At 58.2% G+C, this 15,174-nt stretch carries 6 protein-coding genes and 7 pseudogenes; 4 read left to right on the forward strand and 9 right to left on the reverse strand.

The window, feature by feature from the left end; all coding sequences use genetic code 11:
• Positions 1-218: 218 nt before the first annotated feature.
• The 9 genes and pseudogenes from AC0L7U_RS20150 to AC0L7U_RS20190 form a co-directional block, all read right to left on the reverse strand.
• Positions 219-1,408 (reverse strand): annotated as a pseudogene (locus tag AC0L7U_RS20150) (AGE family epimerase/isomerase).
• 55 nt (positions 1,409-1,463) lie between these two features.
• Positions 1,464-1,781, reverse strand: a complete 318-nt coding sequence (locus AC0L7U_RS20155; RefSeq protein ID WP_473696339.1) for a WGR domain-containing protein — start codon at positions 1,779-1,781, stop codon at positions 1,464-1,466.
• A gap of 134 nt (positions 1,782-1,915) precedes the next feature.
• Positions 1,916-3,305: pseudogene (locus tag AC0L7U_RS20160) on the reverse strand (FGGY-family carbohydrate kinase).
• 5 nt (positions 3,306-3,310) lie between these two features.
• Positions 3,311-3,625 carry an L-rhamnose mutarotase gene (gene rhaM, locus AC0L7U_RS20165; protein ID WP_473696341.1) on the reverse strand — a complete coding sequence of 105 codons (315 nt, stop codon included), beginning with the start codon at positions 3,623-3,625 and terminating at the stop codon, positions 3,311-3,313.
• A gap of 4 nt (positions 3,626-3,629) precedes the next feature.
• Positions 3,630-4,647: pseudogene (locus AC0L7U_RS20170) on the reverse strand (ABC transporter permease).
• Positions 4,644-5,629: pseudogene (locus AC0L7U_RS20175) on the reverse strand (ABC transporter permease). The pseudogenes AC0L7U_RS20170 and AC0L7U_RS20175 overlap by 4 nt, the downstream one beginning before the upstream one ends.
• Positions 5,626-7,143 carry a sugar ABC transporter ATP-binding protein gene (locus AC0L7U_RS20180; protein ID WP_473696343.1) on the reverse strand — a complete coding sequence of 506 codons (1,518 nt, stop codon included), beginning with the start codon at positions 7,141-7,143 and terminating at the stop codon, positions 5,626-5,628. The pseudogene AC0L7U_RS20175 and the gene AC0L7U_RS20180 overlap by 4 nt, the downstream one beginning before the upstream one ends.
• 138 nt (positions 7,144-7,281) lie before the next feature.
• On the reverse strand, positions 7,282-8,256 hold the full coding sequence (gene rhaS / locus AC0L7U_RS20185) for a rhamnose ABC transporter substrate-binding protein (RefSeq protein ID WP_473696345.1): 975 nt from the start codon (positions 8,254-8,256) through the stop codon (positions 7,282-7,284).
• Positions 8,257-8,339: 83 nt separating this feature from the next.
• Positions 8,340-9,146: a DeoR/GlpR family DNA-binding transcription regulator gene (locus AC0L7U_RS20190; RefSeq protein ID WP_473696347.1), complete on the reverse strand. Its 807-nt coding sequence runs from the start codon at positions 9,144-9,146 to the stop codon at positions 8,340-8,342.
• Between the two features lie 185 nt (positions 9,147-9,331).
• On the opposite strand from AC0L7U_RS20190, the pseudogene AC0L7U_RS20195 reads away from it, so the two are divergent.
• The 4 genes and pseudogenes from AC0L7U_RS20195 (at position 9,332) to AC0L7U_RS20210 (ending at position 15,006) form a co-directional block, all read left to right on the forward strand.
• Positions 9,332-11,433: pseudogene (locus tag AC0L7U_RS20195) on the forward strand (bifunctional rhamnulose-1-phosphate aldolase/short-chain dehydrogenase).
• Positions 11,434-11,447: 14 nt separating this feature from the next.
• Positions 11,448-12,735 (forward strand): annotated as a pseudogene (gene rhaI, locus AC0L7U_RS20200) (L-rhamnose catabolism isomerase).
• Between the two features lie 427 nt (positions 12,736-13,162).
• On the forward strand, positions 13,163-13,696 hold the full coding sequence (locus tag AC0L7U_RS20205) for a TetR/AcrR family transcriptional regulator (protein ID WP_473696527.1): 534 nt from the start codon (positions 13,163-13,165) through the stop codon (positions 13,694-13,696).
• A gap of 84 nt (positions 13,697-13,780) precedes the next feature.
• Positions 13,781-15,006, forward strand: a pseudogene (locus AC0L7U_RS20210) (MFS transporter).
• Positions 15,007-15,174 lie beyond the last annotated feature (168 nt).

The raw sequence follows: 15,174 nt of genomic DNA on the forward strand, positions 1-15,174 counted from the left end.
ACACTCTTGGCAAAGTTTGCCTTTCAAACCTTAAGAAATCAATGCAACGCATGTTGACCAAAGGCGGCAGGCGGCTTCTTTGGTGCTAAAACTTGCGTGATCTTCCAAGTGGTTCTCGGAATTGGTCAAAGTAGAGAAGACGCAGAAGATGCCCGCGCCTGGCGCCCAAACGCAGGCGTCATCGATCTCGGCCGTGCTTGGGCGACGCTGGACCGGCGTCAGGCTTCCAGCCGGTCGAGACCGTCGCGCAGTTCCAGCGCCGCACACACGATGTGATAGAAGGAGCTGGCGGGGGCCGCCTCTTCGACCCAGCTTCCATCTGGCTGCATCTTGTCGCGCCACAAGCCGGGGGTCGGTACATCGTCAAGAAACCGGCGCAGGGCTTCGATGCCCTTCAGCGTTGACGCCAGAGCGGCATCGCGGTCGGCTCCTGCGCGCAGGTTGGCAATGCTGATGCCGGCCTTGATCCATTCTGTTTGCGGCCACAACCGGGCGATCGGATCATGAACCGACAGGTCGTCGTTCAACTGCATGATGGCGACCTTCCGGTCCAGACAGACGCCGTGGTTATGAGCGTTTTCATACAGCTTTTCGGCCTTTGCCAGAGCTTCCGGATTGTTGCGTGAAAGACCGAAGCGGGAGAGCAACCAGTGCCCATTCGAACATATGTCCCGGCTCGACGGTGCGACCGGGCTGGCCCGGCATAGGCTGCCAGTTGCCGTCGAAAAACTCACGCAATACGCCGGTGTCCGGATCGATGAAGCGCGTCATGCACAGGGTGGCAATTTCGTCTGCCAGATCCGTCCACACTGTCGTGCCGGAGGGTGTCACAGCTTCCCAGCGCCAACATTGCCTCGAACAGGTGCATATGCGGGTTGGAACACAGCGGTTCCTTACGCGGGATGGCTTCCTCGAACCCTGCGACCGGGTGCTTATAGGCCTTCAGGGCGTCCAGAAGCGACAGGGCCTGGGCTTCCATGCGCTCGGCCTGGTCGGGCAATGCTTTTGCCACGCAGGCGTAACCAAACAGTGCAAAAGCTTGATTATAAAGATCAAAGCTAGTGTCGAGAACGTCGCCTTGTGGCGAAATCGTGCTGATTACCGTGCCATTGTCGGGGCGATAATGCTCTTCGAAAAAGCGCAGGCCATGCAACACGGCGTCGCGCCATGGCCCGGTCCATCCGGCCTGACCGGCGGCAGCGTAACAATAGATCTGCCGCGGCAACACCCGGGCGCGACGGTTGGAGGGTGTGGGATCTCCGCTCAACATCAACGTTTCATGGAAGCCGCCATTGACCTGATCAGCACCGTTCTGCCACCACATCGGCAAGGCCTGATCGAACAGCCAGGTGTCGAGATCCTTGCTGGCGCTCTTGAGGGTGGTGAAAAGGTCCTGCTGCGCTGTCATGAGAGTCGTGCCTTTGCTGCCGTCTGTGTGGTCCCGAAAGGGGTATCCATTGGCCTTAATTGATATGTTTCGCGTCCTGAAAACAAGGCGTTTTATCCGTAGAAATGCGAAGGTACCCACGCCTTTGTTTGGTCTTGATCAAAGCGGCAAGGCGTTGGCGTGCGTGCAGGTCCGACAGGGCCGGTTCACGCAGGCACCGGCCCCGCGTGCCGATGCGTCCCCATTCACGCACAATCTGAGGCGTGCCGAAGAGATCATGAGTGATATGAACGCGGTAAAAGCGAAACATGTTCCGCGACGCATCCTGCTTTGTCAGGCAGATGCCGGGTAATTCCGATGCGCGATCATGAGTTTTGGGGCTGGTCTGTGTCATGACGCAAGACTGCCGTCACACCAAGCGTGTGTCCAACGACAGTTTTGAATCGTTTCGACAGGTTCGATTCACATTCTGAATGAGTGGTGCAGGTTACTGATCGTTGGCCACCATCTCCTTGACCCGGCTAGCGGCTATGTGGCTGGCAACATGGGCCTGCCAGGCATGGCTGCGTAGCGGTGGCGTGCCGGGTCGGGCGACAGGCGCGGATCGGCCTGATTTGTGTGCGGTGTAACCTGTGGCGTCTGGTCGGCGAGCAGTGCCGCGCCAATGCTGGTGCCTGTGACAGAGCCTTCTGACGCGGTGACACGTCGTTCCGCCGTGCTGCGCAGCATATCGAGATACAACGCATTGCGGGCAAAAGGGCCTTCGACCACGATGGGGCCATCCGCGCCGATCATGTCCAGACAATCCCGCGTCACCAGCGCCAGATACCAGGACAGCGCCACATAGCGCTGACCGTCGGTCAATGTTGTCTCGTCGCAGGTCCATTTCGAAGCGAGGCCCTGATACGGCCCGGAGCGAGGTTCGACGGCGGGCAGCAGCATCAGGCCGCGCTCCAGAACGTCGGCAATATCCTGTTCGGTATAGTCGCGCCCATGCCCTAGCGAGGATGGTGTCAAACTCACGCCCGCCCATGAACCGGGCGGAGGGAACCGGATCTCCGAGCGCATTGACGTTGATCAGCGTGTCTCGCGTCGGATCCAGCGTTGTGGCTTTGCCACCGACTGACAGCGCGATCACCCAGGTGCCGGTGGAGACGACCGAAAATGGTGCGTCCCGCTCGGTCAGATGGGGGTAGAGCGAGGCATTGGAATCATGAATGCCGCAATAAACCGGGATCGTTTGCGGCAGGCCGGCCCGGGCTGCCACATCAGGCGTGAGTGGTCCAAGACAATCGCCGGCGTGGCGCACTGGCGCCATGCGGCCACTCAAGCCCAGCTTGTCCACCAGCGAGGAATATGTGGCGCGATGCGGGTTCCACAGGTCCGTATGACAGCCGAGCGACGTGACTTCATTTGCAGCAACGCCCGTGAGACGCCAGGTCCAGTATTGCGCATAGGTAAGAACAGTGTGGGTGCGCGCGAGAAGTTCCGGATCCCGCGTCAATTGCCAGTAGAGCTGCGCGCCAAGGTTCAATCCCAGCGGCAGACGCGGAGATCCGGTTTCGCTGAAAGGCGGTCGCATCGCCTCATAGGCGGTGGCCGTATCGTCCGGACCATTGTACTCATAGTCGAGGGCGGGTGCGGCCAGATCGCCGTCCTTGTCAAGAAACACGGCCGCAGCACCGTGAGTGGTCACTGAAATGGCGTCAATGCCGTGACTGCGATGCAAGGTCGCAAGCGCATGTAGGATAAAATTCCAATGACCTTCCGTATCAAAATGCGGATAGGGGCCGTCCTGTCGCACCGTGTTCGGGCGGGTCATCACGCCAATTTCGGTCTTTGTTGCCAGATCAACAAGTGCCACCTTGGCGTTTGTCTTGCCGATGTCGATTACGCCGACATGTCTTGCGTGGACCATACGCCCTACTCCATGTGGAAAACGGTTTTGAGCGGCGTTGCAACTGGCTCATTGTCCGGGGCGCTTTGCATGATGTCGGCCATATGCGCCCACCAGCGTTGCATCACCGGGTGCGCGGGCAGGTCATCCATACGGTGATCGTCGGTGCGCCAGAGCACCGCAAAAAGCGTCAAGGTGTCGGTGTCCAGATGAATGGAATAGTCGCTGACGCCAGCCTCCTTCAGCAGAGCGGACAGTTCCGGCCAGATCTCGTCGTGGCGCTTCTGGTACTCGGCTTCGCAGCCCGGATTGAGCTGCATCTTGAAAGCAATTTTTTGCATGTGGTCAGCCTTTCATCCGGACGGACAGGCGCTGCAACAGCTTCGGCAACGCAATGACGGCAATCAACAGCAGGCCGATGAAGATCGACATGACGATGCCCGGCACATTCAACAGGCCGAAGCCAAAGGTGACCATGCCCATGATGAAGGCAGCCAGCACGACGCCGGGAATGGAGCCGGAACCGCCCAGAATGTTGACACCGCCCAGAACCGCCATTGTGACGACTTCCAGTTCCCAGCCCGTGGCGATGGATGGACGGGTCGCGCCAAGTCGTGAGGTGAGGCAGATTGCGGCGACACCCGACATCAGCCCGGTCAGCAAGAACAGAGAAAATTTTACCCGTGACACGCGAATGCCGGAAAAAAGCGCACCGGTGGGGTTGTTGCCAATGGCGTAGACGATGCGACCGAATTTCGTTGCATGAAGCAGGACGCCGAAGGCAATTGCCAGACCGATAAACAAGGCGAACTCGAACGAAAAGACCCACCACACATAGCCCTGTCCGAAATAGGCCAGTCCTGCCGGGTACTTGGTGTAGGCCTGATCCCCAAGCACGCAGTAGGAGATGCCCCGAAACAAGCTCATGGTGCCGATGGTCACGACGATGGATGGCAGCCCTAGCCCGGTGACCAAGACCCCATTGAATGCCCCGCTGATCAGCCCGACCGCGAGGCCGATTGCCACCAGCCCACCAGTGTCGACGCCTTGGGTCGCGGCAAATCCTATGGCGGTGGACGCCATGGCGATGATCGAGGCGACAGACAGATCAATTTCGCCGGAAATGATCAGCAGCGCCATGGCAAAGGCGATCATGGCCTTTTCAGTGAAATTGAAGGTCGCGTCCGACAGGTTCCACGGATCGAGGAAATACGGCGAGGCAAAAGAATTGAGAATGAAGATGCCGATTGCCACGATCAGCAGAAACAGTTCCCAGCTCCTTAGCAATGCGCTGCCACGGGTTTTGCAAACGATCAGGGATATGACGGCCGGTTGCGGTGCCATCGACACTTGCCAGACTCATGAGGGTTGCTCCGCGTTTCTCAGGATCACACGTCCAGGGCTCGGTTGCTCAGGGCATTAAATGCGATGGCGATGATGATCGCGGCCCCGGAGATGGCCTGTTGCCAGAAGGGCGAAATATGCACGACTGGCAAGGCGTTTTTGATAATGCCGAGGAACAGCGCGCCAAGCACGGCACCGCCGACGGTGCCAAGCCCGCCAGAGATTGAAATACCTCCGATGACGCAGGCAGCGACCACCTGCAACTCGAAGCCATTGGCGATGTCGACATAGGCGACAGCATAGCGCGATACCCACAGATAGCCCGTCAGCCCCGCCAGCATACCGGAGAGAACGAAGGCGATGCACTGGGTCCGGCCGACGTCGATGCCGGTGTAGACGGCAGCATTGGGATTGCCGCCGACTGCATAAAAGGCGCGACCGATTGCCGTGCGGGTGATGATCACGGCAAAGAGGATAACCACCGCAATGGCGATCCAGGACAAGACCGGTATGCCAATGAACTCTGCCCGCGGAAAACCCTTGAACGCGGCACTCATCTGATGCGAGTTGATCCAGGCGCCATCGGACAGGAGAAAGATGATGCCGCGGTAGATCGTCATGGTGCCAAGCGTCACGACAATGGGCGGAATATTGACCTTCCACACCAACAGGCCATTGATCAGCCCGAGTGTAGCCCCCAGAAGCAGTGCCAGAAGAATGATCGCCGGGATTGGAATGCCGGGCACCGCGTTGCTCAACATGGCAACCACCATGCCGGTCAGCGCCAGGTTGGCTGCGACCGACAGATCAATGCAGCGTGTCAGAATGACGATCATCTGGCCGAGAGCCAGCAGAATCAGTGGCGAGGTGTCATTGAACACATTGACAAGATTGCCCGGCGTGACAAAGGCGGGAAAGCGGCTGGCAATGAGGATCACCAGCAGAACAATGACGCCGAACAGAGCGACTTCTCGTGACTTGAGGATCTTGAGCAAGGTCATGCGGTTTCCTTCCCAATGCCGGCTGCGGCCCGCACCAGATGTTCCGGGGTCAGCGTGTCGCCTGCAAATTCTCCGGCAATCCGGCCTTCGCGCATGACGATGACGCGGTCGGACATGCCGATGACTTCGGGAATTTCGGAGGAGATCATGATGACGGCGAGGCCCTGTGCTGCCAGTTCGCCCATGAAGGCGTGCACGGCGGCTTTCGAGCCAATATCAATGCCCTTGGTGGGTTCATCCAGAATGATGACCCGCGGCTTGGTCGCCAGCCACTTGGCAATGACAACTTTCTGCTGGTTGCCGCCAGACAGTTCGTCGATGTCCTGATCCAGTGCAGCGGCACGCAGGTCGAGACGCCCAACGTATTCGCGCGCCAGTTTGAACTCTTCAGCCAATTGCAGAAACCCGCTGCGGGATGTCTTGGCGAGGGAAGGCAGCGTGACGTTCTGGAAAATGGGCAAGCCCTTGATCATGCCCTGTTTGCCGCGATCTTCCGGCACATAGACGATGCCATTGTTGACGGCCTCATTGGGCGTGCGCACCACGGCGACGCGCTCGTCAATGCGGATGGCACCCTTGGAGGGTTTGGTGATCCCGATCAAAGCCTGCGCAAACTCGCTGCGCCCTGCCCCAACCAGACCATAAAGGCCCAGGATTTCACCTTCATGCAGCGTAAAGCCGATGTCTGCGAACTCGGTCGGATGGCTGTAGCCGACGACCTTCAGCAATTCCTTGCCGACCTTGTGTTCGCGTTGTGGAAACACCTGACTGACAGATCGTCCGACCATGAGGCGCACCAGATCGGCCTCACTGACATTGCCGATCAGCCCGGCATCCACCTGACTGCCATCGCGGAAAACAGTATAACGGTCGGCGATGCGGAACACTTCATCGAACTTGTGACTGATGAAGAGGATTGCCTTGCCCTCGGCCTTCAGCCGGTCAACAAGGTCGTAGGTTTCCTCGATTTCCTTGTGCGATAGTGCCGCCGTCGGTTCGTCCATGATGACGACCTGAGCGTCGACGGAGAGCGCTCGGGCTATGGCGACGAGATGACGGCTGGCGATACCCAGATGCTTGAGCGGTGTGGCCGGGTCGATCTCGGCCCCGATGCGGGTCAGCAGGGTCTGCGCCTCGGTGTGCATGCGCTTCAGGTCAATCAGACCAAAGCGGCCACGCGGCGCGTGGCCGATGAAGATGTTCTCTGCCACGCTCAATTCGTCGAAGAGCACGGTTTCCTGGTGAATGGCGGTGACGCCGGCGTTGGCGGCGGCATCTGCCGTGGCAAAATGATGCGTTGTTCCCTTGACGATGATCTTGCCATCGTCAGGCTGATAGATCCCGGTCATGATCTTGACGAGGGTCGACTTGCCCGCGCCGTTTTCACCGATCAGTGCCGTCACCTGACCGGGATAAAGGTCAAGTGCAACATCACTCAGCGCCTTGACGCCGGGAAAGCTTTTGGAAATGCCGGACAGCGACAGGATGGGCGTGGCCGTTTGCGAAACCTGCATCGCGGAGACATCCTCCCGGCTTTGGGGGTGGGGTGCATGGACCGGATCCCGAAGGCTGATCTTGAAGGGCTGAAACACGAACCTTCCGGGGCGCTGTAGATGACACACGCCCCGGAAGAGGATCAAGGACGAAGCGGCTTAGAAGACGCTCTTGTACTTGTCGATGTTGGACGCGTCATAGGTGAACGGCTTGCCCATGGGGCCTTCGTCGTTCTTGTCCAGCTTCAGTTTGCCCAGACGGCCCATGCCGATTTCCGCACCCGGCTTGGCCTTGGCCTTGCCGGTGGCCAGGTTGTAGGCAACCATCGTTGCGGCATAGCCCAGGCCGATCGGATTCCAGATGGCGAAGGACTTGGAAGCACCAGACTTGACGTGACCGGCCATTTCAGATGGTAGGCCAAGACCCGTGACGTTGACCTTGCCAACCTTGTTGGCATCTTCCACGGCCTGCGCCGCAGCAACAATGCCAACCGAGGTCGGAGCAACAATGGCCTTCAGGTCCGGGTAGGTCTTCATCAGACCTTCAGCTTCACGGTAGGACTTGTCAGCCAGATCGTCACCATAGACGGTCTTGACGAGTTTGACCTGCGGGTACTGGCTCTGAACCTTCTTCATTTCGGCAATCCAGGTGTTCTGGTTGGTTGCCGTTGCAGTGGCCGAGAGAATCGCGACCTGACCGCCATCCTTGGGCAGACCATCGGAAGCGAGCTTCATCAGCGTCTGGCCGATCAATTCGTTGGACGACGGATTGATGTGAACTTCACGCCCGGCCTTGGCCACAGCGGAATCCCACGAAATCACGGTAATGCCGCGCTTCATGGCCTTCTTGAGTACCGGAACGAGAGCGTCCTTGTCATTGGCCGAGATGGCAATCGCATCAACATGCTGGGCAATCAGCGAGTTGATGACTTCGATCTGGCCTTCGGCGGTGGTGTCGGTTGGGCCGGTGTAGATGATCTTGACGTCGCCAAGTTTCTTGGCGGCTTCTTCCGCCCCCTCATGAGCGGCTTCGAAAAAGCCGTTGCCGAGGGATTTCACCACAAGGGCGATGCGCATTTCCTTGGCTTGCGCCTGCGCCGAAAAGGCGACAACGGCCACGGCCGTGGCGGCCATGAATTTTTGAAAAGTTTCATTGGTATTCCTCCCATCTGCGCCGCCTGCCAACCCTCCTCAGAATCGCAGGCGACGGGTTTTCACTAGCCGGATGATGCGGCCCGGCTGGCCACCGCTTCCGCCTTCACCGTGATCAGTTGCAGGCCCGCCTGCTCAAGCATCTGGGCTGCGCTATCTGAAACTCCCTCGTCGGTGATGACGGTGGTTATCCGCTCGAGCGGACACAGGATGAGGCTCGATCGCCCCGCAAACTTGGATGAATCGACCAGAACGATCAGTTCATCCGCCTGTCCGATGAGCTTTTGTTCTGCCTGGATCAGAAGCGGATCGGCTTCCATGATCCCGATGGAACTCAGCCCGGCAGCTCCCATGAACATGCGGCGTGCATAAAAATTGCTCGTCACGTCATTTTCAAAGGGGCTCAAGATGATGTTTTGCTCACGGTAGATCGCCCCTCCCGAGAGCATGATCGAATTGCGCGAGTTCTTGAGCAGATGCTCGGCAATCGGAAAGGAATTGGTAAAGACCTGCAAAGAGCGGGCCGCCAGCGGATAGACCATTTGATAGGTCGTCGTACCGCCGTTGATGATGATGGATTCGCCATCTTCGCACATCTCGACAGCGGCGCGGGCAATGGCGCGCTTTTGATGAATGCGAATGGTTTCATTGATGGAGAACGGCCGCCCGGCGAGCGCCCCGAACTGAGGCGGGTGAAGCGCCTCCGCGCCACCGCGCACCCGGCGCAGCTTCTTTTGCACATGCAGTGTCGCAATATCACGCCGGATTGTCGCTTCCGACGAATCCGTCAAGGCCACGAGTTCGGAGACCGTCGCAACCGGACGGTCCTGAACTTCGGACAATATGACCCTGTGACGTTCTTTCTCGTGCATGTAGCGACCTCCAGAAGTTGTCACATTTCCATCACTATAAAGCAGTGTCAATCAAAAAACGTCATATTTGCCATATTGCAGCGCAATATTGACTGTTATTGATTGTTTTTGATTGACAATAAGCGGAAACGGTTTGAATGTCGGCTCCAATCAGGGCCAGCGAAAGATCTGTTTGGGAGGATAGTATGCTGCAAACGGCTGCCGATAAACGACTTCAAAACCTATGGAACGACGCCAAGGCCTCTTTGATGAGCGAGCCGGAGCGTCTTTTGTACCGCTCCAACCTTCTGGGGTCCGACAAGCGAATCACCAATTATGGCGGTGGCAATACGTCGGCCAAAGTCATGCAGAAGGACCCGCTCGGCCAGAGCGACGTGGAAGTGCTTTGGGTCAAGGGCTCGGGCGGCGACGTTGGCACCATCAAGATGGATGGCTTTTCAACGCTCTACATGGACAAGCTGCGCGCCCTGAAAGACCTTTACCGCGGTGTCGAGTTTGAAGACGAGATGGTCGGCTATCTGCCGCATTGCACCTTCAACCTCAACCCGAGAGCGGCTTCCATCGATACGCCACTGCATGCCTATGTGCCGAAAGTGCACGTCGATCACATGCATCCGGATGCGATTATCGCCATCGCGGCGGCGGCCGACAGCAAGGCGCTGACGCAGGAGATTTTCGGCGCCGATATCGGCTGGCTGCCCCGAAACGTCCGGGCTATGAATTGGGCCTGTGGCTGGAAAAGTTCTGCCTTGAAAACCCGGATGCACGCGGTGTCGTGTTGGAAAGCCATGGGCTTTTCACTTGGGCCGATGATGCCAGAACCTGCTACGAAACGACCATCGAAATCATCAACAAGGCCATGACCTGGCTGGATGAGAAGACCGAGGGCAAGACTGCATTTGGCGGTGCGCGGGTGGGCAAGCTTGCCCCGGCTGATCGCCGCAAGGTCGCTGCAAGCCTGATGCCCGTTATTCGCGGGATGGTATCTGGCAAGCAGCACATGGTCGGTCATTTCGATGACAGCGACACGGTGCTGGAGTTCGTCTGCTCGAAGGATATGGAAACGCTGGCGCCGCTTGGCACAAGCTGCCCTGATCACTTCCTGCGCACCAAGATTCGTCCGCTGGTTGTCAACTTCAATCCGGACAGCCCGGATCTGGACGCGGCGGTCGCTGGTCTTGGCGATGCTGTTGCAGCCTATCGTGACGATTATCAAGCCTATTACGATCGCTGCAAACATCCTGACAGCCCGCCGTTGCGCGATCCCAATGCGGTGGTTTATCTGGTGCCCGGCGTCGGCATGATCACCTTTGCCAAGGACAAGGCAACGGCCCGGATTTCGGGCGAATTTTACACCAACGCCATCAATGTCATGCGTGGTGCGGCCAGCGTCTCGACCTATTGCGGCCTGCCTGAGCAGGAGGCCTTCGACATTGAATACTGGCTGTTGGAAGAAGCCAAGTTGCTGCGGATGCCCAAGCCGAAGAGCCTGGCAGGCAAAGTTGCCTTCGTTACCGGTGGTGCGGGGGGCATCGGCTCTGCAACCGCCGAGCGGTTCCTGCGCGAAGGCGCTTGCGTCGTGCTGGCTGATATTGACCCTGAGGCGCTGGCGACAACGGCAGACAATCTGACCGGCCTTTATTCCAAGGATGTCGTGCGTTGTGTCACAATGGATGTGACCAGTGAAGACGCCGTCATGAGTTCATTTTCTCAGGCGACGACCGAATATGGCGGTGTCGACATTCTGGTCTCCAATGCTGGCATTGCCTCTTCTGCACCGATTGAGGACACATCGCTGGCGTTGTGGAACAAGAATATGTCGATCCTGTCGACGGGGTATTTTCTCGTGTCGCGGTCGGCCTTCCAGTTGTTCAAGGTTCAGGATATTGGCGGATCGGTGGTGTTCATCGGCTCCAAGAACGGGCTTGCCGCTTCGCCCGGTGCGAGTGCCTATTGCACGGCAAAAGCGTCTGAACTTCACCTTGCCCGCTGTCTGGCGCTCGAAGGCGCGCCGCTTGGTATCCGTGTCAATGTGGTCAATCCTGATGCGGTGCTGCGCGGATCACGGATCTGGTCGGGTGACTGGCTGAAAGAACGGGCGCAAGCCTACGGCAAAGACAAGGCCGAGCTGGAAGAGCATTACCGTCAGCGCTCGCTGCTGAAGCGGTCGGTCTTCCCGGAAGACATTGCGGAGGCGAGCTATTTCCTTGCGTCCGAGGCGTCATCCAAATCGACCGGCAACATCATCAATGTTGATGCCGGTAATGTGCAGTCGTTCACACGCTAGGGAGGTTGAGACCAATGGCGAAAATTCAGGACAACCTGCTGACGCAGGAGAATGAAAAGCGCATTGCAGCGCTGAAGAGTGATTATGCCGCCCTTGGCGAGCAGCTCGATCGGCGGGGCATTGCCATCGACGAGATCAAGAAGACGGTCGGTGCCTATGGCGTGGCCATTCCCTCTTGGGGGGTGGGCACGGGCGGCACACGTTTTGCCCGCTTCCCGGGACCGGGCGAGCCGACGACGATCTTCGACAAACTCGACGATTGCGGCGTCATCCAGCAGTTGACGCGGGCCACCCCTTCGGTATCTCTGCACATCCCGTGGGACAAGGAAAACCCAGCGGATCTGAAAGCCAAGGCGGAAGAAGCCGGTCTGACGTTCGATGCGATGAATTCGAACACCTTTCAGGATTCTCCCGGTCAGGAGCATTCCTACAAGTTCGGATCTCTGTCCAACACCCGCACCGCCACACGGCAGCAAGCGATTGAACACAATCTGGAATGTATCGAGATCGGCAAGTCCATTGGTTCCAAAGCCTTGACGATCTGGGTCGGCGATGGATCGAACTTCCCCGGTCAGACCAATCTGACACGGCAGTTCGAGCGCTATCTTGATGCGACCAAACAGATCTACAACGCTCTGCCGGATGACTGGCGGTTGTTCACCGAGCACAAGATCTTCGAACCGGCGTTCTATTCCACTGTCGTTCAGGACTGGGGCACCAATTATCTGATTGCCAGGGAGTTGGGCGACAAGGCGTCGTGTCTCGTTGATCTGGGCCATCATGCGCCCAACGTCAACATCGAGATGATCGTGGCGCGGTTGATCCAGTTCAGCAAGCTTGGCGGGTTTCATTTCAACGATTCCAAATATGGAGACGATGATCTGGATGCCGGCTCGATTGATCCGTATCGCCTGTTTCTGGTGTTCAATGAGCTGGTCGATGCGGATGTGCGCGGGGCGTCGGATTTCAATCCCGCCTACATGCTGGATCAGTCGCATAACGTCACCGATCCAATTGAAAGCCTGATGTCGAGTGCGGTGGAAGTGCAGCGGGCCTATGCCCAGGCTGCTGATCGTCGACCGCTCGCGCCTGAACGGCTTTCAGGAAGACAATGACGCCTTGATGGCGACAACGACCTTGAAACAGGCGTTCCGCACTGACGTGGAGCCGATCCTTGCGATGGCCCGCCTTGATAATGGTGGTGCCATTGATCCGATCGCGACCTACCGTGCGGCAGGCTATCGCCAGAAAGTGGCCAGCGAACGTCCGATCAGCACCGGTGGCGGTGGCGGGATCGTCTGATCCGTCGCCCCCTTTCTTGAACGCGCAATCCCGCCCCCACGCAAGTGGGAGCGGAGCCTCCTCTTCAGTCTCGCAAGGGTCTGAATGCCCGCTCCAGTGTCTCTCTCCTCCCACACTGGAGCGGGTCTCTCTTGCGTCGGCTGTCTTATGGATCTGGCGGCCGCTTGGTTGCCCGCTGACATGATGACAACAGGCCTTGTTTCCCAAGAGCCGCACCTGAACGCTCTTGCCCGTCCGCGCCCCAGCGGCGGGCTTTTTTGTGCGCTGCAGCAGGTTGACAGGCTGCAAGATTACTCCTAATTGGGAAATGCTTGTTTCCAAATTAAGAGACCGTATCGTCATGGCTGACGTTTCCTGAGTAAAAGAACCGCAGAGAGCGGCCGGCCGTCCCCGCGGGTTTGATATTGATCGTGCACTGGACCGGGCCATCGAGGTTTTCACGCGCTTTGGGTATGAGGGCACCTCGATTGCCGATCTCAAGACCGCGATGGATCTGACAGCCGGCAGTATCTACAAGGCGTTCGGCGACAAGAAGGGTGTTTATCTGGCCGCTTTTCGCCGGTACCGACTTCGCAGAACCTCGCAGTTGAACGAGCTTATGCGGGATGCGGAAACCGGCCGTGAAAAGCTCATGTGTCTGGCACAAGATTATGCCGGGAACGCGCATGGTCCCGAGGGCCGGATTGGGTGTCTCGTTATCGGTGCAACCAATGAGGTCGATCAGTTCACACCGGAAATGGCCGTCGAACTGAAGCGCATCAGTGACGAAATTCATGGCTACATCGAAAGTTATGTGCGCGAAGGTCTGGTGGATGGCTCGGTTGGTCCTGATGTGGAGCCGGTCGGCGCGGCCACGGCCTTTCATGCATTTCTCAAAGGTTTGCGAGTGCTGGGCAAAACCGGGATGACCCCGGAACAGGTACAAGCCGCGACAACAGCCGCGTTCAAGCTGTTTGACTGATATCTTTGATGGCGGTGCGTTTGTCCGCCATTCATTTTCTCCCTCTTGACCAAGGTTCTCCTCCCGCAGCCTGAGAGGAATTTCATGACTACTTCGTCCCCCCATTCAGACGGACATCCCGTCACACCGCCCTCCCGCCTGCTGGTCTTCATCATGGCGGCTGCCTGTGGGTTGGCGGCTGCCAACCTGTATTACGGTCAACCACTTGCCGGTCCGATTGCCCGGTCCGTTGGTCTGTCTGATGCAGCCACCGGCTTGATTGTCACCTTGACACAGATCGGGTACGGGCTTGGCCTTCTGCTGGCCGTCCCACTTGGTGATCTTGTCGAAAACCGGCGTTTGATCATCGCCATGCTGGGCGTCTGCATGATTGCGCTGATCGGCGCGGGCTTCTCCTTCACACCAGCGCCATTTCTGCTGGCTGCACTCGTCATTGGTGTCGGCTCGACGGCCGCGCAGATGGTGGTGCCCTTTGCTGCGAGCCTGGCACCTGCCGCCAGCCGTGGTCGGATCGTTGGCAATGTCATGAGTGGACTGATGCTGGGCATCATGCTGGCTCGGCCGGCGTCCAGTGTTATCGCCCAGTTTTCGTCCTAGGCACGTGGTCTATTTCCTGTCGGCGGCCGCCATGCTGGTCCTGGCTGTTCGTGCTTTGGCGCAACTTGCCGGAAAAGCAGCCGCAGGCGAAATTGTCTTATTGGGCGCTGATTGCCTCCATGGGGCAGATCTTTGTCAGCCAGCCGGTCTTGCGCCGCCGGGCCGCATATCAAGCCTGTCAGTTTTCGGCGTTCAGCCTGTTCTGGACAGTGACGCCCTTGCTTCTGGCTGACAAATTCGACCTGACACAAGGCGGGATTGCAGCCTTTGCATTTGCTGGTGTTGCTGGTGCCATCGCCTCCCCAATTGCCGGTCGTCTGGCCGACAAGGGGTTGAGCCGTTTTGCCACCGTCTCCGGTCTGACGCTTGTGGCGTTGGCCTTTCTGGTGACCTGGATCGCGCCGGAAGGATCGATCGTCGGATTGGCGTTGCTGACTCTCGCTGCGATCGTGCTTGATTTCGGTGTGACGACAACGCTCATCACCAGTCAGCGAGCGATCTTCGGCCTTGATCCGGCTCACAGAAATCGCCTCAATGGTTTGTTCATGGCGATTTTTTTCATGGGTGGAGCCGCTGGATCCGCCGTTGGTGGATGGGCCTATCACGTCGGTGGGTGGTCACTGGCCTCGGAAATCGGTCTTGCCTTGCCGCTTGTTGCGCTGATTTATTTTGCAACGGAAGCACGCAGCGTGACGCGTCTTTCAAATGGCTGAGTGCACGGTTCGACGAAAAAAAGCCCGAAAGCTATTTGCTTTCGGGCTTTCGAGTTTCGCAGACACCGGGCTCCTTCTAACGGGACCGGCAAACCGGTGGTGTTCCGCATCTCTTGTTTTTACGCCAGCCGGACAGAAGTTTCGGCTGGTCACGGTCAGTCTTGGTGC

This window comes from Roseibium sp. 10G30-5 (genome assembly GCF_055809635.1).

What these genes read in the sequence shown, in the direction of transcription:
- rhaM (WP_473696341.1), bottom strand. Translation starts at nt 3,625, where the DNA reads ATGCAAAAAATTGCTTTCAAGATGCAGCTCAATCCGGGCTGCGAAGCC.
- AC0L7U_RS20180 (WP_473696343.1), bottom strand. Translation starts at nt 7,143, where the DNA reads ATGCAGGTTTCGCAAACGGCCACGCCCATCCTGTCGCTGTCCGGCATT.
- AC0L7U_RS20190 (WP_473696347.1), bottom strand. Translation starts at nt 9,146, where the DNA reads ATGCACGAGAAAGAACGTCACAGGGTCATATTGTCCGAAGTTCAGGAC.
- AC0L7U_RS20155 (WP_473696339.1), bottom strand. Translation starts at nt 1,781, where the DNA reads ATGACACAGACCAGCCCCAAAACTCATGATCGCGCATCGGAATTACCC.
- rhaS (WP_473696345.1), bottom strand. Translation starts at nt 8,256, where the DNA reads ATGGCCGCCACGGCCGTGGCCGTTGTCGCCTTTTCGGCGCAGGCGCAA.